The following is a 19,495-nucleotide window of genomic DNA, read 5'->3' as shown; positions in this document are numbered from 1 at the left end:
GGGTCATTGGTCGGGACCGACTGGCGCAGCGCTTACCCTGCCTAGGTGATGAGAACCGGGTCCGTGATCGCCGTCCTCGCAGCCGTGACCATCGGCTTGGTGCCGGCCTGCTCGAGCAGCTCCACCCCGACCGGTCCCGCAGGCAGCGCAGACTCCACCGCGACGTCCACTCCCCAGTCCAGCGAGTCGGTGCCGCCGGAATCGCCGTACTGGTCGGATCCGGCCGACGTCGGTCAGCCGTACCCCCCCGGCAAGGTCCAAGGACTCATCACCTTCCGGGGAAACCCGACCCGCACGTTCTACGGCGCCGGACAGATGCCCCGCACGACACCGGACGAGGCCTGGTCCTACCCACGTAATGGGGGCATGTGTGGAATCTCCGATGACGGCAAGGGCCCCCAGCAATGGTGCGGCACCGGGTGGACCGGCCAACCTTCAGTTTTCGAGTACGAGGGCAAGACCTGGTTGGTGTTCGGCGCCTACGACTACGGCGTCCACTTCCTGAATGCCGAGAACGGCAAGCAGTTGCTCCCGACGTTCAAGACCGGCGACATCATCAAGGGTTCGGTCACCATCGACCCCGACGGGTTCCCCCTGGTGTACACCGGCAGCCGGGACAACAATCTGCGCGTCATCTCCTTCCAAGGCTCCCAGCCCGAGGAGCTGTGGCGGCTGAACGCCGATGCCGTTTCGCCGGTGCTGTGGAACGACGACTGGGACGGCTCCCCGCTCGTGATCGACGACTACCTGTTCGAGGGCGGCGAGAACAGCCAGTTCCACATCGTCAAGCTGAACCGCCGCTACGACAAGCAAGGCAACGTCAAGGTCAACCCGAAACTCGTGTTCAACGCCCCAGGCTGGGACGATCAACTCCTCGGGGACTTCGGCAGCAGCCAGGTCTCCATCGAGAACTCCGTGTCCATCTACAAAGACACCGTCTACTTCGCCAACAGCGCGGGACTGGTCCAAGGCTGGGACATCAAAGGGCTGGACAAGGGCAAGGACCCCAAGCGCGTGTTCCGCTTCTGGACCGGTGACGACACCGACGCCACCATCGTGATCGACGAAGAGGGGTACCTCTACGTCGGCTCCGAGTTCGAGAAGTTCAATGCCCGCAGCCGTCAGGTGGGGCAGATGATGAAACTCGACCCCCGCAAGAAGAACAACCCTCTCGTATGGTCCGTCGACGACCAGAACGGCAATCCAGCCGGGGTGTGGGGCACTCCCGCGCTGTACAAGGACATCGTCATCTTCGACACCAACGGCGGCGATGTGCTCGGCATCGACCGAAAGACAGGAGACGTTCGCTGGCGGTTCGCTCTGCCCGGACCCACGTGGCAGTCCCCGGTCGTGGTCGATGACGTCCTGCTCGTGGGGGACTGCCAGGGGGCAATGAACGCCTACGACGTGTCCGACACCGAGCGCCGACCGCAGCAGATCTGGTCGAAGAAACTGTCCGGCTGTATCGAGTCGACTCCCGCCGTCTGGGACGGGAGCATCTACTTTGGAACAAGGTCCGGCCAGATGCATGCGCTGCGGAGCGACTGACCTCCTGCGCCCAACGTCACATGGGCGTGCGTCCACGATCCCATGGGATCGTGGAGTGTGAAGTACACCGATCTGGTTGCCGGGTTGGCGCCCATCGCGGCCGAACTGCTGGCCGCGGATCTCGCTGACGTCACCATCGAGCGGGACCCCCCAGGGGACACCTCGGATCAGCCGTGGCTCACCGTGAAGTACGGAGCCAGCGGTGACGAGGACATCCACGGCGTCACCCGGGTGCGGGTGTGGGCCGGATCCCGCGGGAGGGGCTCGGCGGACCAGCGCCCATCAGCGCGGGATCTCATCATCAAAGTGAACCCCGTTCACGGCATCGGTGAGACCCTGATCCCCTGGATCGTGCAACACCACGACGTGTCCCTCGACCAGCCCTACGCAACCTTTCACTCCACGGCGGAAACCGTCGCGACCGGTGTGCGAGAAGCCGCGATCTACGACCTCTCGGCCGAACTCCCACATCTGCGGCGCCTGCTGCCCGCCTACTTCGGGACCATCAGCGCCGGCGGGGAACGGGCGATCGTCCTGGCTGACGAAAGCCCGCTTACCGGACTGACCGCAGGAGGGACCACCACTGCCGATTGGACCGGCGACCAGATCGACATCGCGCTTGTCGCCATCGCCGCCGTGCACGCCGAGACGGCAGAAGTCGCCTCCCGGTTGGCATGGCTGCCGCAGCGGCCCACTACGACCACGATGTCCGCAGATAGTGCCCTTTGGTCCGCACTGCTGGACGACGCGTCACGACGCTTCCCCCAACTCTTACCGGCAGACTCCGTCGCTCATCGACGAGCGCTCATCGACACATTGCCGCGCTGGCACCCCGCCAAGGACCGCTGCCGCCAAGTACTCGTGCACAACGACTACAACCCGAGGAATGTGGGCTTCCGCTCCGACGGTACGACCATCGCCCTCGACTGGGAGATCGCACGTCGCGACACCCCTCAGCGAGACGTCGCCGAACTGCTCACCTTCACTTTGACCGACTCGGCGTCTCTGGACCAGGTACTCGGGCACGCTGAGCGACATCGCGACGCTCTCGCGAAGCATGGCCTTGAAATGACGACCGAGGAGTACCTGGCGGGGTTGGCCGCCGACCTGAACAGCGAGGCCATCAACCGTATGGGCATGCAACTGCTGTTCGAGTGCGCATTCGACTTGCCCTACATGCAACGGGTCAACCGCACGATCGATCACCTGACGGCGATCACCGCCCCATGGCTGCGATGACGGCCGACTGGCGGCTTCCATGACGACTGGTGTGACGACGCTGATCCCCGACCCCCGCGTGCTGCGAGCTTGGCGGTCCGGCCCACGGTGGTTCCATGTGGTCGTGGCCCTGATCACGGACCAGGACGTGGTCCGACGCCGGCAACTGTTTGCGGACAAACTCGCCGACTGGATCCAGCCCAGCGCGCCCGATCAGCCTCACGTCACGGTCTGGACCTCCGGCTTCGACGCGGAGCCCGTGATGCCGGACCTCCACATGATCGACATCCGGGTGGGTGGTCCCGCAACGTTCCGTTCCGCCGCCTACCTACAGGTGTCGGGGCCGGGCATCGCCCGGGTCCGGCAGCAACTGGCTGTGACGAATACCCCCGAGGTCCGCGAGGGGGCGTACATCCCTCACCTGACCGTCGGCACCTTCAGCCGTGAGGTGCCGCTCTCCCACGTGCGCCGACGCCTGCGGGAACTGCCGGAACAGCAGCAACTCACGGTCGAAGCGCATCTTCAGTCACATGGTGGTCGACACCCGGTCCGAGGTCGGCGCACTCCTTCTCGCCGACCCGACCAATTCCGGTCGATCACGTTGATGTGACGCCCCGACTCGATCAGGCAGCCGGTCATCTGGTCACCATGCGGTGTTCCAGATCCGCCAGTGCGGGCCAGTCCGGAGGGGTTACCTGTTGACCACCGCGTAGACGCGATGCACGTCGATCGCCTGCTGCAGCTCTGCACCTGCATCAGTCGCGAAGCTGCGCCGATAAGTGTCGTCGGTCGCGGCATAGATGGTCGTGTAGAAGGCGGCGAAGCCCGCGATGAATGTGGCCACCCGGAACAGCGCTCGGGTGACACCGCGATCTTCCCCGACACTGATGAAGAGGTCGGTGGGAACCAGCCCGGCGAGCCAGGTCTCCTGGAGAGACAAGGAGATGGTCACAGTGCCGAAGATCAGGAAGAAGAGCCAGACGGCAAACCCCAGGACCGCCGCCTGAATCAGTTGAGTGACCATCGCCGCGGCGATCAAGTTGCCCCGTTCCCGCAGCCTGAGTGGTGTTGACTCAGGGGGCAACTCAAGCTCACGGGCAAGCGGTTCGAGGGGCGTTCCCACACACGACGATCGGACCTGGTCAGGCGAGGAACTGTAGTCCAGATCGCGGATCTGGGTACGGGTCCGGTCGAAAGTCACCAGAACACCGAGGACGAGCAATATCCCGACGCTGCTCCAGAGCAGACCGGCACTCAAGGTGCCCGCCATCTGCCACATCTCCGAGTTGACGAAGAGCACCAGCATGACGATCAGAAGCAGCGGGAGCGCCTTCGTCGCGACTGTGTAGAGATCCCCGAGATGGACAAAGGTCTGCCGGATCGCCCACCACAGCATCGGGAAGACAGCGAAGCGTGTGATCAGGTAGGCCGCGGCGAGGATGACGACCTGAATCGCCACCGAGACCGCCACATCGACCCAAGTGATCGGACCGAAATCCGCTGCGGGAAACGCGACCAGGGCAATCGCGCCACCCGTTGGTGCCAGCACGAAGAAGATGAGGAATGGCCAGCCCACCCGATTGGGAGGCGCGAACCAGAAGCCGCGCCGCCACTTGGACCACAACGCGTAACAGCCCAGGACCACTGCGACCACCAGGGCACCCAGCAGCGGGGTGAGGCTGCCTCCGGGGAGGAACGCGACCATCGCGTAGGGGATCAGCTCCAACACCAAGATGGCGGTGAGGTAGGGCTGTGCCCGGGTCCAGACGTCTCGGCGGGTGTCGTAGGAGTCGACGAACTGCGGTAGTCCGCGCCGAATGAACCACGCCTCGGTACCGGTGATCGGGTCATCGGCGCGTGACGCGCGGGAACCACGCCGAGACCCCGCGTCGGGCTCGGCGACCGTGGCGCCGGGGGGTCGGCGTCGGGAGCACCTCGGGGGTCGGCGCCGGGAGCACCTCGTGCTGTCACGCCGGAAGCGTAGTGCGTTTCCGGGGGCACCGACCCTCAATCCTCCCGGCTGCCCGGCTGGCATGGGCGTCGCGTACCCTCGTCTGCGGAGGATTCGCCTAGAGGCCTATGGCGCTCGCTTGGAAAGCGGGTTGGGGTCACGCCCCTCGCGGGTTCGAATCCCGCATCCTCCGCTCGCCGGGAGTGTCTGCCGCACCAACGCCGCCTGACCCCGTTTCCGCCATCGCTCGGCGGCCTGGCACCACCGCCCCGATGTCATTCTGAAAAATTCTCATCGGGCCACGTTCGCCCACGGCGATCTCGCTGGCCTACCTGGCGAAATGCTGTAATCCTCATTACATGAATACACAGGATAGGCAAGAGAAGGTTACCCACTGGCTCACAGGGCGTCTGCCCGACGATTGGTTCGACGGTTTCACCGTCACGATGGACCGCGAAGAGATCATGATCATCGGCACCATCGCGGCACCGGACGCCGACGGGTCAGCCGCCGCTGCCGGACGCATTCAGCGTTTCCGCGAGGACACTCGGGAGCAACGGATGGAGATCGCGCGCGAACTCCAGGCGGACGGCAAGCGAAAAGTCGCCTGGGGCGTCACGTGCGGGGACCGTACGGAACTGTTCACGCGGTTGGCTGTCCCGGTGATGACGCGGCTGACGCAACCGGATCGGCAGGTGCTCGATCTCTTGGTGGAGTCCGGCGCGGCCAGGTCCCGGTCCGAAGCGCTCGCGTGGTGTGTCCGACTCGTCCGCCAGCACGAGGCCGAGTGGCTGTCGGATCTGGATGCAGCGGTGGAGGCAGTTCGCAACGTTCGCCGCAGCGGCCCCGACAGCAGGCACTGATCCGGCAGGACAGCGTGCGGCCGTGAGGTCGGATCAGTTCTCAGGCTGCGAATCAGTTGGGTGATGACGAGGAACCCGCGTCCGGCTGGGCCGGCGACTGCTGGTCCGACGGTGCGGACGGGGCCTCGGGTTCCGGTGCCGGAGGAGGCTCGGGCTGGTTGGTCGTCGGAGCCGGGGCAGGAGTCGACGGCTTGTCCGACGGTGGGTTCGGACTCGGCGTACGCGTCGGCTCGGGCTTCGGATCCGGCGTATTCGTCGGCTTGGGTTTCGGTTTCGGCTTGGGCTTCGGCTTCGGCTTCGGGTCGGGAGTCGGTTCCGGTTCGTCCGTGGGATCGGGGACCGGCACAGGTGTGGTGGGGGTGCTCGGAGTCGTCGGCGCCACGGGGATACTCACCGTCGGCTTACCCCACTGGTCGAACTTGCCGTCCATCGGGCCGGGAGTGTTGGAGTACAGGCTGGCGACGATGCCCAACTTGTACGCACACACCCAGGGGGCCCAACCTTGCTCGCGATACAGGCTGGCGGCTGCCTTGACGTTGATGTCGGTCTCCAGGGCCAGCTTCTGCGCTTCGGTGGTCGAGCTATAGGAGACTCCGATCGCATCCAGTGCGCCTTGCAGAGTCCCGCCGTCGTTCAGCTGGAACACACCCCAGTCGGTGGTGCCATCGGAGTTCTCGGTGCCCTCGACATCACGATGAACAGATTCGCAAGCGGAGATCGCCATCGCGTTGCCGAGCTGATCGGACGGGAAGTACTTGCGGACCAGCTTCTGAATCTCCCTGGTCTTGGCCGTGACCGTGGTGGTCGCAACTCCACCGGTGCCGACTGGCAGTCCCCCGGTGGCGAAGGGGGTCGTGCCCGTGGTGGTCCCACCCTGGGCGAGAAGAGCGGCCTGCTCTTGCGCAGCCTGCATCTCGAGCGCTTGCTGCCGGGCCTGCTGGGCAGCGAGGACAGCACGCTCCTGCTGCGCGGCTGTCATGACGGTGACCGGGCTGCGGTAGTCCGGACCTGGCTCGGCGACGACGGCATCGGCCTGGGCGGTGTCTGGGGAGACTTCGGGCACGCCGATCAGTCCCATGGCGGGAGTGAGGGGGACGGAGGCAAAGAGAACGCCGCCCGCCAAGGCGGCAGCCGGCAACGCGAAACCCTTGGGGATCCGGTCGAACATCCTCACACTCTCCGAGTCGGTTGCTGCGCCGGGAAGTTGCCGACACTTCCCGATCATGCTGCATGCAGTCGGGGATCGTCCGGCGAATAGGTCAGAAAGTCCGCCTCGCAGGCTCCCCGTCAGGTCGGCGGCACCGAAGTGCTCGCACCAGCCTGGCACGCCAGCGCGGCATTGACCAAACCGATGTGCGAGAAGGCCTGCGGGAAGTTGCCGAGCATCCGCTTGTTCACGCTGTCGTACTCCTCGCTCAGCAGGCCGACGTCGTTGCGCAGATCCAGCATCTGGTGCAACAGCTCCAAAGCCCGGTCGCGCTGGCCCTGCATCGCCAACGCCTGGATGAACCAGAAGGAACAGATCAGGAACGAGCCCTCCTTGCCACTGAGGCCGTCGGAGGCCGCGTCATCGGTGAGGTACCGAGCCACGAAACCGTCGGTGACCAGTTCGCGTTCGATCGCGGCGACGGTGCCGACGACCCTAGGGTCATCGGCAGGCAGGAATCCGACCAGTGGTATCTGCAGCAGGCTGGCATCCAGGGCTTTGGAGCCATAGGCCTGCACGAATGTGTTGCGATCCGCGTCGAAGCCGTTGGCCATGACGTCGGCGTGGATCTTGTCGGCGAGGTCCCGCCAGCGTTTGCCGTCATCACGCTGCCCGAACGCCTCGTAGTGCCAGGCAGCCCTATCGGCGGCCACCCACGCCATGACCTTCGAGTACACGAAGTTCTGTGCCCCCCCGCGCACCTCCCAGATGCCCTCGTCCGGTTGCTGCCAGATGCCGTCGACGTGGTTCATGATCACCTCGGCCATCGACCACGTGTGCGGGTCCGGCGGGAGTCCGGCGCGGCGAGCCACCATCAATGCGTCCAGGACTTCACCCGGGACATCGAGTTGGAACTGCGACGCCGCCCCGTTGCCCAACCGCACGGGGGAGGAACCCTCATAGCCGGACAGCCACGGAAGCTGGATCTCCGGCAGTCGTCGGGTGCCGTCGACGGCGTACATGATCTGCTGCTGCTCCGGATCACCGGCGATCGCGCGCAGGAGCCAGTTGCGCCAGTCGCGCGCCTCGTCGATGTACCCCGCCTCCACCAGCGCGGTCATCGTCATTGAGGCGTCCCGCAACCAGCAGAAACGGTAGTCCCAGTTGCGCTCTCCCCCGATCTGCTCGGGCAACGATGTGGTGGCTGCGGCAACGATCCCCCCTGTCGGCCGATAGATCAGGCCCTTGAGGATCGTTAGCGAGGGTTTGATGTCCGGGGCGAGTTCGCCGGAGAGTGCGCACCTGTCACTCCACTGCACCCAGGTCTTCTCACACGTTTCCAGCAACTCCTCGGCGTCCTCGGGTTCCGGGGGGGATTGCGTGGGATCGAACCACGTCATCACGAACGGAATCCGGTCGCCCTCCCCGACGGTGAAGTGGGCTTCGGTATGCATGCCCTGACCTTCGAGCCCGATCGGGGAACGGATCGCCAGTCCCTCGGGCCCGGCGATCGCAGTCAGGCCGCCATCGATGTGGCGGACCCAGGGCACCACCCAGCCGTAGTCGAACCGGATCCTCATGTTCATGGCCATCGCCACGCTGCCGCTGACACCTTCGACCAGACGGACGATCGTCGGGTGTTCGTCGCGGTGCGGCATGAAGTCGATCAGTCGGACGACTCCGCCGTTGGTGTGGAACTCCGTCTCCAGGATCAAGGTCCCGGGGCGGTAGCGACGCTTGACCCGCGCATCGGACGCCTGCGGCGCCATCGTCCAGTGTCCGTTCTCCTCGGTCCCCAGGATCGCGGCGAAACACGCACCTGAGTCGATCCTCGGCAAGCACAGCCACTCGATCGCCCCCTGCTTCGACACGAGTGCACCCGTCTGGTTGTCACTGATGAACGCGTAGTCCTCGATTCGCATCGCCATGGGCCGAGTCTGACAGCGGCTCCGTTCGGTTTCCCGGTGGGCTGCGGCACCGATCGGGGTCGGCGACCGCCGGAATCTACCGGGGCGGTAATGGCGGGGGTAGGGTGACGACCACGCTGGCTGTGGAGGTCGCCATGTCCCGACTCATGCTCCGTTCCCTTCTCACCATCGGCGTCGCGGTCACGCTGAGTTGCCCCGCGGTGGTAGCCACCACCACCGCCGCCACCGCGGCCGACGCCGGGTCGAGCGAGATGGCCAAGGGCAAGAAGGACAAGGGCAAGAAGAAGGATCCGCTGACCGCCACGATCAACGCGACCCTCACCTACAGCCGAAGCGGCGAGTTCAACGGCGGCGAAGAATCCGAGAAATTGACGGTGACGATCAAGAACGCCGAGGCGACCTTCCGCGAGGGGGCCAATTACGCCAGCGGCAAGGGACCGGTCAGCGTTACCTACGAGGCCCGTCACTACACCGAGGACCGTTCCTGGCACGCGGGCTGCGACACGGAGTTGCGCGAATCAAAGGCCACCTGGAGCGGCAAGAGCGACTTCGGGATCTTCCCCGCCGACGAGCGGCGCACCCCGACAGGGAAGATCCGGTTGAAGAACGGTTGGGGCGTCGAGATCCCGCAGGTCGGAAAGAACCTCAGCAAGACCATGACGACCACCGGCTACTACAACGACTGGGAATCGATCCTCATGGAGAACTGCCTGACCTTCCCGATCAGCCAGCCGTTGGGCGGATGGAACCCCTATTGGGTCAACTCGTGGGTCGTGAACGGCAACCTCAACGGAGGCGGAAAGGGCGTCTACCTCAGCGGTGTCGACACCTCCGGAGGTACCAGCGGTAGCGGCGACGGCAAGATCGAGTTCAGCCGCTCGGTGACGAACCTGACCAAGGGTCCGGGACCCATCAACTGACCACTACCAGCGTCACCATGCGCGGCCGACTGGATGGTCGGCACTGACCCCCGTGCCCATCCCGATCAGCTGGACGCCGGGCTCGCGGACGGGCTTCCGCTCTCTGCACCGGCACCCCCGGCGGGGTCACCCCCGGGAACTGCGGACGCACCGTACAGATTGGCGATCACCACCTCGGCCAGGACCACGGCAGCGTTCGTCCCCGAGACCGGTGAGGCCGACAGGTTCGTACCGAGCACGATCGTGATGCCTCGCTCAGCGTCGCGGGCCATGAAGGTCGAGTACCCCGGCAACTGGCCATCGTGTCCATAGAGGTTGGTGGTGAACTGCGCGATGCCCAGGCCGTATCCCACGGGCGCGCCGGGCTGAAGCGGCTGGATACTGTCGAGTCGGATCTTCTGGTATTCGGCATCGAGCAGTTTGCCGTCGACCATCGCCTCGACGTAGGTGGCAAGTTCATCCATGGTCGAGATCGCGCCACCGGCTGTCCACGCCCACGAGGGGTTGCTGTCGGTGTAGTTCAGTGGCTTCAGGGTGCCGTCCAGCGCTGCGGGCACCTGATCCTTCGGGACCGCGTAACTGTCGATCGTCTCCACGTTCGTGCCGAACTGATACCCCTGCGGATGCGGGTCGGGCAGGCTGGAGTCGGTCGCCTCGGGCAGGAACGTCTTGCTGAGCCCCAACGGCGTGAAGATCCGTTCGGCGAAGGCATCCCGGGCTGACATGCCGGTGACCTTCTCGATGACCAGGCCCAACAGGACGATGTTCGTGTTGCAGTAGTCGTACTCGGTACCAGGCGCAGCGGTCGACTTGTGCGAGAACGCGATCTCCAACAACTCCTCGGGCTGCCACGCCTTCTGCGGCTCCTTGTCGATCGTCTCGTTGAACTTCTTGTCGAAGGTGTAGCTGAACAGACCGCTGCGCATCTCCGACAACATCGTGAGGGTGATCTTGTCGCCCTTGGGCACACCGTCGACGAACTTCGAGATGGGATCAGTGAGGGAGAGTTTGCCCTCCTGAGCCAACTGCAGGATCACCGTCGATGTCATCGTCTTGGTGTTGCTGCCGACCCGGAAAGAATCTCCTCCGGTCATCGGCACGTCCTTGCCGAGTTCAGACGTACCGAGGATGGTGCGGAAGTCACCTTGATCTCGGGTACGCACGAGAACCTCGGCGCCGGGGATCGCGTTGGCTTTCATGACTTCGGTCAACTGCTGGTTCAGGTCAGCCGCGAACGACGGCGTCGCAGAGTCCGACGGGCTGGGCGACTGTCCACCTGTGCCGCCCGAGGAGCTGCAGGCAGCCAGCAGGGCCAGCGCAGCGATGGCCGACGTGATCGTCCCGATGGTTCGTCGCATGGCGCCTCGCCTCACTAGTGCTGCCTGAAGGGTGCGAGCCTACCGCCTGAACGGAGCCTCCGGTCCAGCCTCCTGGCCGCGACTGCGTATCCAACAGCCGGCCACAGCCATGGGATCAGATCGGGGCCAACGGGACGGCGCCAGGCTCCTGTTGATCGTCGGTCCGCCCCCGACTCCGCCGCGCGATCCACTTCCCGACCTCCCACAGCCCGAAAAGGACCACGGCCGGCGCGACTGCAAGCAGCCATTGGGAACCGCTGAGTTCCTGGGTGCCCAGCAGGCTACGCAACACATCCCACTCGGTGACCAACCACGCCAGCGCCAACTCACCTAGCACGACCGCGTTCAAGGCGCCGTTGTCGAAAGTCGACACACTCAGACATGACTGGGTCTCGCTGCGGCTCTGATACGACCCGACGACTCGGAACATGGTGAAGGCGGTCAGCGCGAGCGTCGAACCGAGCATGACGCTTCCGAGATGGGTCGCCCCGTAGTTGATCAGGAGCAGCAGGCTCGCGGCCATGAACAGTCCCACCAACCCCACCGTTGTGAGCACCGATCGGGTGAGGATCCCTTCATCCCGCGAGCGGGGGCGCAGTTTCATCAATCCCGGGGTCTCCTTGTCAAAGCCCAACGCGGTTCCCAGAACAGCGTCGATGACGAAGTTGATCCACAGGATCTGGACCGGCGTGAACGGCTGGCCGGCTGCGATGTTCAAGATGCTGGCACCCAGGAACGTCATCACGAACACCACGAGCGTGATCAGGACGAAGCGGATGAACTTGTCCAGATTGTCGTACAGCTTCCGGCCCTGCTCCACGGCGAGCACGATCGTCGAGTACGCATCGTCGGTCAGGATCATGCGGCCCGCGTTCTTGGCCACCTGGGTACCGGTGCCCATCGCGATACCGATGTCCGCCGCTTTGATCGCGGGCGCGTCATTGACACCGTCGCCCGTCATCGCGACCACGTCGCCCTTCTTCTTCAAGGTCTCCACGATCAGCACCTTGTGTTCTGGCGCCACGCGGCCCACGACACCGATCCCGTCGATCCGGTCCAGGCGCTCGGGCTCGCTCAGGGCCGCGAAGTCAGCTCCCAGGATCGCTTCTCCCGGGATGCCGAGTTGCTTGGCGATGGCCGCCCCGGTCACGACATCGTCCCCCGTGACCATCCGCACCTGGATATGGGCCTGCTGAGCTCGCTGGACCGACTCCTTGGAGTCCGGTCGCGGCGGATCGACCATCCCCACCATGGAGGTGACGGTCAGGTCGGTGAGGTGGGCCAGAAGGTCACCGTCCGGCGAGAACATCTCCGGTTCGATGTCGGTGTAGGCCGCGGCCATGACGCGCAGACCCTCACCACCGAGACGTTGCTGTTGCGCATCGCTGGCTGCCTTGAGTGTGTCGTCCAACGGCACGACCTGGCCGCCGGACAACGCCGTGGTCGAGCGTCCGAGGACTGCGGGGGCAGCCCCCTTCACGTAGGCCCGAACCTGCGGCTTGCCCGTCTGGTCGGTGACCGTGCTGAAGGCCGCCATCAGCTTGTAGGTGGGGTCGAAGGGGAGAGTGGCCAGCCTCGGGTGCGCTTCGCGGGTGGCATCGATACTCAGCCCTGCCTTGTGTGCCAGGACGAGCAGCGCGCCCTCGGTGGGATCGCCGACGACTTTCCCGTCCTGCAGTTCGGCGTCGTTCGCCAGGAGGAAGGGAAGGATCGCGTCGTCGATGGAGGCGTCGTTACCGGCAGCATGGTGGACCTGCCCCTCCAGGCTGTATCCGGCGCCCGAGACGGTGTAGCGATCGGTCGGATCGAGCACCTCCACCACCGTCATCTGGTTCATCGTCAACGTCCCGGTCTTGTCGGAGTTGATCGCTGACGTGGAGCCCAGGGTCTCCACCGATCCGAGGTCCTTGACGATCGCGTGGGCTTTGGCGAGCGCCACCGCTCCGGTCGACAAGATGACGTCCACCACCGTCGGCAGCGCCTCGGGAATGGAGGCGATTGCCAGGGCAACGGCACTGATGAACAGGACGTTCCAGGACTCGCCGCGAGCCAGTCCGGTCGCGAACATGACGAGCATGGTGACCCCGGCGGCCGCAGCGATCCACAGCGTCATCGTGTTGATCTGCCGATCCAGCGGCGTCTGCTGAACCTTCGTCTCGGTCAGCATCTTGGAGATCTTGCCCACCTCGCTGGTGGCGCCGGTCTGGGTCACGATGATGACGCCACTGCCGTGGGTGACGGGCGTGTTCATGAAGGCGATGTTCGACTGGTCGCCCGGCCCCAGATCGCTCCCGCTGAGAGTCTGAGCGCTCTTGGACGCCGGAACGCTCTCTCCCGTCAAAGAGGACTCATCGATCTGCAGGGAACTGGCGGACACGATCCGCCCGTCCGCCGCGACCTGATCACCGGCGGCGATCAGGACGACATCGCCGGGTACGACCTGATCGGCGGGGATCGTGGCCTCGCTGCCGTCTCGGCGTACCCTCGCTGACGCTTTGAGCATCGACTTCAGCGCATTCATGGCGCTCTCCGCCTTGCCCTTCTGCTTCAGCCCGATCACGGCATTGAGCAGCGTGAGGATCAGCAGAACTGCTCCCGTGCTGAACTCACCGATGACGAACGACACCAGACCCGCACCGAGCAGAATGATCTGCATGTAGCTGGCGTATTCCCCGATGAATCGTTTCCAGCCAGGCGTCGGTTTCTCCGCCGACAACTCATTGGGGCCGTCCTTGGCCAGACGGCTCGCGGCCTCGGCAGCGGTCAGCCCCGTTGCGGGGTCGACACCCAGCCGCTGGGCGGTCTCGTCCGCCGATAGCGCGTACCAGGCCGGGGTGTTCGAGGTCCGAGCGGACGCTGGAGATGCTGTGGTCATGACAACCGCCCCTGAAATCGTGGTGCGTCCAAGCTCCCTGCCCGGGCGGCGACGCCAGGGCACCGAGGTACCGAGCCGCGTCGCAGGTCCACATCACCATCGTGGCCCTGCGCTCCACCGGCTCTCAACTCGCCCGGCAGGTTGGTCGATCCGCCCGGGTCGGCGCAGCCGCATCGCGGGACCGGGAATCCGTCGGCGCGGGCGGATCAGGAAATGCCTGGTCACTTCTGTGGCGGTGGCGGTGGGATTCGAACCCACGGTGGAGTTGCCCCCACACACGCTTTCGAGGCGTGCTCCTTTGGCCGCTCGGACACGCCACCGAGAGTGAGGATACCCGCTCCCGGTCGACCGACCGGAACCCGTCCGGCTGTCACCGACGCTGAGCCAGGAACCTTCGTACGAGAGTTCCGGCCTCATCCGCCAGGACGCCACCGACCACTTCCGAGCGATGGGGCAGACGACGGTCACGCGGAATATCGAACACCGACCCGCAGGCACCGTACTGGTCATTCCACGCACCGAACACGATGCGCCGCAATCGCGCCGCCACTGCTGCACCCGCGCACATGGGGCAGGGCTCGAGGGTGACGAACAGTTCACAGTCGTCAAGCCGCCACGACCCGCGCCGCAGCCCCGCGTTGCGCAGGGCCACGACCTCCGCGTGAGCAGTGGGGTCGGTCCCGCCGCTGCGCTGGTTGGACGCCGTCGCCAAGACCTCATCACCGCACACGACGACTGCACCTACCGGGATGTCGTCGTGGTCAGACACCCGAGCCGAGTCGAGGGCTAACTCCATGAGTTGACGATCCCGTTCGACGACGCGCACCAGCGATCCCGGCCGTCATGCAGGGGTGGCGTCGAGGAGTGCCGTGAGTTCGGGGGCGAATCCGATTCGTGCCGCGATGGTTCCGATCTGTTCGTCGGGATACAGCTCCGGGTCCGCGCACAACAGGTCGAGGTCTTCAACAGTGAAGCCGAGGTCGGTCAACAGCGTGAGGTCCCCGGCGGGTTCGATGTCCTCGACGTCCTCAAGATCATCGACGTCCACCCCCAGCATTTCGGCGGCCTCATCAGCAATGGTCCAGTCCAGAGCTGTGGTCACGTCGGACAGCAGCACGCGGACTTTCGCTCCTTGGACCCGCAGACACACGAAGAACTCGTCCGCGACGGACACGAAAGCGATAGATCCGGATTCGCCTTGACGTTGCCGTGCGTACTCCGCGAGGGCGGTCAGGGAGTCAGCGGCAGGCTGTGGCGCCTGGACGATCTGCCAGACGCCTTCCTCGCGCCAAGCGACGAAGGCGAAGTCCACTCCGAGCGAATCCATGCCGGTCTCCCTTCGCGTCGATGGTGTCACCGCCCGCGCGGCGAAGAAAGGGGTGGAACGTGAACCATCGTGTTGCCCTGGTCACCTCTGTCACGGTCGGACAGACCGTGGAGCGATCAGAGCGCAGCGATGATGTCCTCGACCCGATCCCTGGCGTCACCGAACAGCATCTGGGTGTTCTCCTTGAAGAACAGCGGGTTCTGCACCCCCGCGTAACCGGTGGCCATCGACCGCTTGAAGACGATGACGTCCTTCGCTTCCCAGACGGTGAGCACGGGCATACCCGCGATTGGGCTGCCCGGCTCATCGATCGCAGCGGGGTTGACCGTGTCGTTGGCACCGATCACCAGCACGACATCCGTCTCGGGGAAGTCGTCGTTGATCTCGTCCATCTCCAACACGATGTCGTAAGGGACCTTCGCCTCCGCCAGAAGGACGTTCATGTGTCCGGGAAGGCGCCCCGCCACCGGGTGGATACCGAAACGCACGTCGACGCCGGCCTCGCGCAGTTTTCTGGTCAGTTCCGCCACCGGGTACTGGGCTTGGGCGACCGCCATTCCGTAGCCGGGCGTGATGATCACGGAGCGGGCATCGGCCAGCATCTCGGCGGCACCCTCAGCCGTGATCTCGCGGTGCTCCCCGTAGTCGGTATCCGAAGAGACAGTCCCGGCCTCGACCCCGAACCCACCCGAGATCACCGAGATGAAGGATCGGTTCATGGCCTGACACATGATGTACGACAGGTACGCACCGGACGAGCCGACGAGCGCACCGGTGATGATCAGCAGATCGTTGTTGAGCAGGAAGCCGGCCGCAGCAGCCGCCCATCCGGAGTAGCTGTTCAGCATCGACACGACGACGGGCATGTCGCCGCCGCCGATGGATGCCACCAGATGCCAACCGAGGAACAGGGCGAGCAGCGTCATGGCACCCAGCAGGGACTGGCGCAGCACTTCGTCCTCGCGGGGAATCATGACGTAGGCGACCGTCATTACGAGGGATACGACGACGATGCCGAGGTTCACAGCGTTGTGCGCTGGAAGCATCATGGGTGCGGACTTGATCCGGCCCGACAACTTCAGGTACGCCACGATGGATCCGGTCAGGGTGACGGCGCCGATGAAGACGCCCACGAACACTTCTGCGTCGTGAATCCCCGGGTACGGAACGTTGAGTTCGTAGGACGAGTTCCAGCCCACCAGTACGGCGGCGAGACCTACGAAACTGTGCAGCATGGCGATGAGTTCGGGCATCCCCGTCATCTCGACCTTGCGCGCCCGCCAGATCCCGATGGCGCCGCCGACGACCATGGCGGCCACGATCAGCGCCAAGCCGACGTAGCCGCTGCCTCCGCGGTCGTTGGTCTCACCGACGCCGTTGACCCCACCCACCGCGGCGACGATCGTGATGATCAGCGCGATGGCCATACCGAAGATGCCGTAGCGGTTTCCCATCCGGGCGCTCTCGTGGCGGGACAGACCCGCCAGCGCGAGGATGAAGAGCAACGCGGCGACGATGTAGGCGCCCTGCACCAGGGTCAAGGAGATCATCGGGGCGCATCCTCACGCTTGAACATCCGCAACATTCGCGCGGTGACGGTGAACCCGCCGAAGACGTTGATGCTGGCGACCAGGATCGCGATGAAGGCGAGCGCAGTGACCCACACGTCTCCGTGCCCCACTTGCAGGAGCGCGCCGACCAGGATGATGCCGCTGATCGCGTTCGTGACGGACATCAGCGGCGTGTGCAGTGCGTGATGGACGTTGCCGATCACGTAGAAGCCGATCACCACCGCCAGAGCGAAGACCATGAAGTGTCCGAGGAACGGTTCCGGCGACACCGACGACAGCAGGAGGAACAGCGCTGCGGCCACCCCGATCAGGCTGAGCTTCTTGCCGTCGCTCATCGGCGCTTTGACCGGCGGCGGCTCGGGCGGCGGCGCAGCAGCGGAGGGCGCCGGGGCAGCCGACACCTGCACGGGGGGAGGTGGCCACATGACCTCGCCGCGATCGACCACTGTCATTCCGCGCTGGACAACGTCATCGAGGTCGAGGACGAGTTCGCCGTCCTTCGCGGGGGTCATGAGTTTCAACAGGTTGACCAGGTTGGTGCCGAACAGTTGCGACGCTTGGGTCGGCAGACGACCGGGGAGGTCGGTGTAACCCAGAATCGTCACACCGTTGTCGGTGACGACGCGCTCGTCGGCGACGGAGCCGGCGACGTTGCCCCCGTTCGCAGCAGCCATGTCGACGATGACGCTGCCGGGTTTCATCGCGGCCACCATGTCCTCGGTGATGAGCCGCGGGGCGGGCTTTCCCGGGATGAGGGCTGTCGTGATGATGATGTCGACGTCCTCGGCCTGCTCCGCGTAGAGCTCGGCGGCCTTGCGATTGAAGTCCTCGCCCATCTCCTTCGCGTAGCCGGTGGCCGATGGCCCGGTGTCCTCGATCTCGATGCGCAGGAACTCCGCCCCCATGGATTCGACCTGTTCGGCCACCTCGGGACGAGCGTCGAAAGCCCGGACGATGGCTCCCAGACTTCCGGCCGTGCCGACGGCAGCCAAGCCGGCGACACCCGCGCCGACGACCAGCACTTTGGCCGGAGGAACCTTGCCGGCAGCGGTGACCTGGCCGGTGAAGAGGGAGCCGAACTCGTTGGCCGCCTCGATGACCGCGCGGTAGCCCGCGATGTTGGCCATGGAGGACAGGACGTCGAGCGCCTGCGCTCGGGAGATCCGCGGTACCGCATCCATCGCGAGCGCCGTGACACCGCGCGCCGCGAGCGCCGCCACCAAGTCCGGGTCCAATGCGGGGGCCAGGATGCACATGAGTGACTGCCCGGTATGCAGTCGGGAAACCTCATCGGCGTCCGGCGGGTTGATCTTGAGGATGATGTCGCTGTCCCAGACGTCTGCTCCGACGATCTCGGCACCGGCTGACGCGTACGCGGAATCAGCGAAAGCCGCGGCCGAACCAGCCCCTGATTGGATGACAACGTCATAGCCCAACGAGCGCATCTGTGCGACGGTCTTGGGAGTGGCAGCGACCCTGCGCTCACCGTGCTTGGACTCTTGCGGAACTCCGATTCGCACGGACTCAACTCCTCGGCCGGGGGCTCCCCCGAATGTATCTCGTGGCGGTCTGTGGGACGTGCCCGGGTGAGGCGCCCGGGCGCTTGAATCGTGCCTGGCGGGTGTCGCGAGCCGGTGAGCGGCACGATGATCCTGTGGCGACTCTCACACTCACCGTCGACGTCGGGGGAACTGGCATCAAGGGGTCGGTGCTGGACCCGCTGGGCCAGATGACCGCCGATCCGGTTCGGGTTCGCACCCCCTACCCGCTACCACCGCACCGCCTGATCGGCATCATCGCCGACCTGGCGGAGCATCTGCCGCGAGCGGACCGGGTGACGGTGGGGATCCCCGGGATGATCAGGCACGGGCGGGTCGTGTCCACACCACATTTCGTGACGGTTCGAGGACCACACACCCGAGTGGACCCCGACCTCGTGGACGCTTGGCGCAACTTCGACGCGCAGGAGGCCGTGGCGGACCGGCTGGAGCTGCCCACGATCGTGCTGAACGATGCGGAAGTCGCCGGGGCCGGCGCCGTGACCGGGTTCGGATTCGAAGTCGTGATGACGTTGGGCACCGGACTGGGGTGCGCGATATTCGACGACGGCCATCTGCTTCCCCACCTGGAAGTGTCGCGGGCGCCGGTACGCCGGGGCCGGATCTACGACACCTACATCGGAGATGCCACCCGGAAGGTGATGGGCAACCTGGCCTGGTCACGCCGTGTCCGGGAAGTCCTCATCGGATTGCGCCCCATGTTCGAGTGGGACCGCCTCTACCTGGGCGGCGGAAACAGTTCCAAGATCGAACAGCGGGACCTGCTGATCGTGGGCGGCGCGATCCTGGTCGTGCCGAACTCGGCAGGCATCGTCGGAGGGGTCAAGGCCTGGGACCTGCAGGTGGGGCAACTACGGCAGCCGATGAGCGCCTCCGGCCGGCCGAATGCCGAACCGGTGGCGGTTCCCGGCACCCGCAAGCGTCGCGCCGCATCGAAACCCCCCGGGCGATCGAAACCCGCGCCGCGATCGAAATCCACGCCACGGTCGAAATCCACGACGGGGTCGACACCCCAGAAGCCCCAGAAGCCCCAGAAACCCCAGAAGCCCCCGAAGCCCCCGAAGCCCCGCGAAGCCCCGAAGCCCCCGAAGAAGGCGACCACGAAGCAGGGTGCGACCGGCGCACCCGCGAAGCCGTCGGCGCCTCGCCCCAAGAAGCTCGCCCCAAGAAGACCGTCACCCGCAGTCGGCCCGCAGCCACTGGCACGGCGAACCCGAAGCTGAGAGGAGG

15 protein-coding genes and 2 tRNA genes are annotated in these 19,495 nt (G+C 65.5%); 7 read left to right on the top strand and 10 right to left on the bottom strand.

All coding sequences use genetic code 11. The features are described from left to right. The first annotated feature begins 48 nt into the window (after positions 1 to 48). The 3 genes from V9E98_12895 to V9E98_12885 are packed head-to-tail and all read left to right on the top strand — an operon-like array spanning position 49 to position 3,376. Positions 49 to 1,548, top strand: a complete 1,500-nt coding sequence (locus V9E98_12895; GenBank protein ID MEI2717861.1) for a PQQ-binding-like beta-propeller repeat protein — start codon at positions 49 to 51, stop codon at positions 1,546 to 1,548. A gap of 57 nt (positions 1,549 to 1,605) precedes the next feature. Beyond that, entirely contained in the window at positions 1,606 to 2,787 is a 1,182-nt protein-coding gene (locus V9E98_12890) for a phosphotransferase (GenBank protein ID MEI2717860.1), read from the top strand. Positions 2,788 to 2,818: 31 nt separating this feature from the next. Then, on the top strand, positions 2,819 to 3,376 hold the full coding sequence (locus V9E98_12885) for a 2'-5' RNA ligase family protein (GenBank protein ID MEI2717859.1): 558 nt from the start codon (positions 2,819 to 2,821) through the stop codon (positions 3,374 to 3,376). A gap of 81 nt (positions 3,377 to 3,457) precedes the next feature. Here the strand turns inward: V9E98_12885 and V9E98_12880 are convergent, their stop codons facing one another. After that, positions 3,458 to 4,801 (bottom strand): hypothetical protein, encoded by a 1,344-nt coding sequence (locus V9E98_12880; protein MEI2717858.1) that lies wholly within the window; start codon positions 4,799 to 4,801, stop codon positions 3,458 to 3,460. Between the two features lie 23 nt (positions 4,802 to 4,824). Here V9E98_12880 and V9E98_12875 point away from each other — a divergent pair. After that, positions 4,825 to 4,910, top strand: a tRNA-Ser gene (locus V9E98_12875). 166 nt (positions 4,911 to 5,076) lie between these two features. Then, entirely contained in the window at positions 5,077 to 5,580 is a 504-nt protein-coding gene (locus V9E98_12870) for a hypothetical protein (GenBank protein ID MEI2717857.1), read from the top strand. Between the two features lie 52 nt (positions 5,581 to 5,632). Here the strand turns inward: V9E98_12870 and V9E98_12865 are convergent, their stop codons facing one another. Further along, positions 5,633 to 6,748: a hypothetical protein gene (locus V9E98_12865; GenBank protein ID MEI2717856.1), complete on the bottom strand. Its 1,116-nt coding sequence runs from the start codon at positions 6,746 to 6,748 to the stop codon at positions 5,633 to 5,635. Positions 6,749 to 6,867: 119 nt separating this feature from the next. Continuing rightward, the gene (locus V9E98_12860; GenBank protein ID MEI2717855.1) at positions 6,868 to 8,655 is read right to left on the bottom strand and encodes a glycoside hydrolase family 15 protein; all 1,788 of its coding nucleotides are present in this window, start codon (positions 8,653 to 8,655) and stop codon (positions 6,868 to 6,870) included. Between the two features lie 104 nt (positions 8,656 to 8,759). Between V9E98_12860 and V9E98_12855 the strand changes: the two genes are divergently transcribed. Next, on the top strand, positions 8,760 to 9,575 hold the full coding sequence (locus V9E98_12855; protein MEI2717854.1) for a hypothetical protein: 816 nt from the start codon (positions 8,760 to 8,762) through the stop codon (positions 9,573 to 9,575). A gap of 65 nt (positions 9,576 to 9,640) precedes the next feature. Here the strand turns inward: V9E98_12855 and V9E98_12850 are convergent, their stop codons facing one another. The 7 genes from V9E98_12850 to V9E98_12820 all read right to left on the bottom strand — a co-directional run bounded on the left by V9E98_12850 (position 9,641) and on the right by V9E98_12820 (position 18,226). After that, positions 9,641 to 10,933: a serine hydrolase domain-containing protein gene (locus V9E98_12850; protein ID MEI2717853.1), complete on the bottom strand. Its 1,293-nt coding sequence runs from the start codon at positions 10,931 to 10,933 to the stop codon at positions 9,641 to 9,643. A gap of 115 nt (positions 10,934 to 11,048) precedes the next feature. Further along, positions 11,049 to 13,808 carry an HAD-IC family P-type ATPase gene (locus V9E98_12845; GenBank protein MEI2717852.1) on the bottom strand — a complete coding sequence of 920 codons (2,760 nt, stop codon included), beginning with the start codon at positions 13,806 to 13,808 and terminating at the stop codon, positions 11,049 to 11,051. Positions 13,809 to 14,038: 230 nt separating this feature from the next. After that, positions 14,039 to 14,128 (bottom strand) — tRNA-Ser (locus tag V9E98_12840). A gap of 50 nt (positions 14,129 to 14,178) precedes the next feature. Continuing rightward, positions 14,179 to 14,634 (bottom strand): nucleoside deaminase, encoded by a 456-nt coding sequence (locus V9E98_12835; protein MEI2717851.1) that lies wholly within the window; start codon positions 14,632 to 14,634, stop codon positions 14,179 to 14,181. Positions 14,635 to 14,649: 15 nt separating this feature from the next. Next, positions 14,650 to 15,135 (bottom strand): tRNA adenosine deaminase-associated protein, encoded by a 486-nt coding sequence (locus V9E98_12830; protein ID MEI2717850.1) that lies wholly within the window; start codon positions 15,133 to 15,135, stop codon positions 14,650 to 14,652. A 116-nt stretch (positions 15,136 to 15,251) separates the two neighbouring features. Continuing rightward, entirely contained in the window at positions 15,252 to 16,685 is a 1,434-nt protein-coding gene (pntB, locus tag V9E98_12825; GenBank protein ID MEI2717849.1) for a Re/Si-specific NAD(P)(+) transhydrogenase subunit beta, read from the bottom strand. Continuing rightward, positions 16,682 to 18,226 carry a Re/Si-specific NAD(P)(+) transhydrogenase subunit alpha gene (locus tag V9E98_12820; protein ID MEI2717848.1) on the bottom strand — a complete coding sequence of 515 codons (1,545 nt, stop codon included), beginning with the start codon at positions 18,224 to 18,226 and terminating at the stop codon, positions 16,682 to 16,684. The genes pntB and V9E98_12820 overlap by 4 nt, the downstream gene beginning before the upstream one ends. A 134-nt stretch (positions 18,227 to 18,360) precedes the next feature. On the opposite strand from V9E98_12820, the gene V9E98_12815 reads away from it, so the two are divergent. Beyond that, on the top strand, positions 18,361 to 19,488 hold the full coding sequence (locus V9E98_12815) for an ROK family protein (GenBank protein ID MEI2717847.1): 1,128 nt from the start codon (positions 18,361 to 18,363) through the stop codon (positions 19,486 to 19,488). The last annotated feature ends 7 nt before the right edge of the window (positions 19,489 to 19,495 follow it).

It is taken from the genome of Candidatus Nanopelagicales bacterium (genome assembly GCA_037045355.1).
Classification (GTDB): domain Bacteria; phylum Actinomycetota; class Actinomycetes; order S36-B12.
This window is presented reverse-complemented; position numbering and strand designations above follow the sequence as displayed.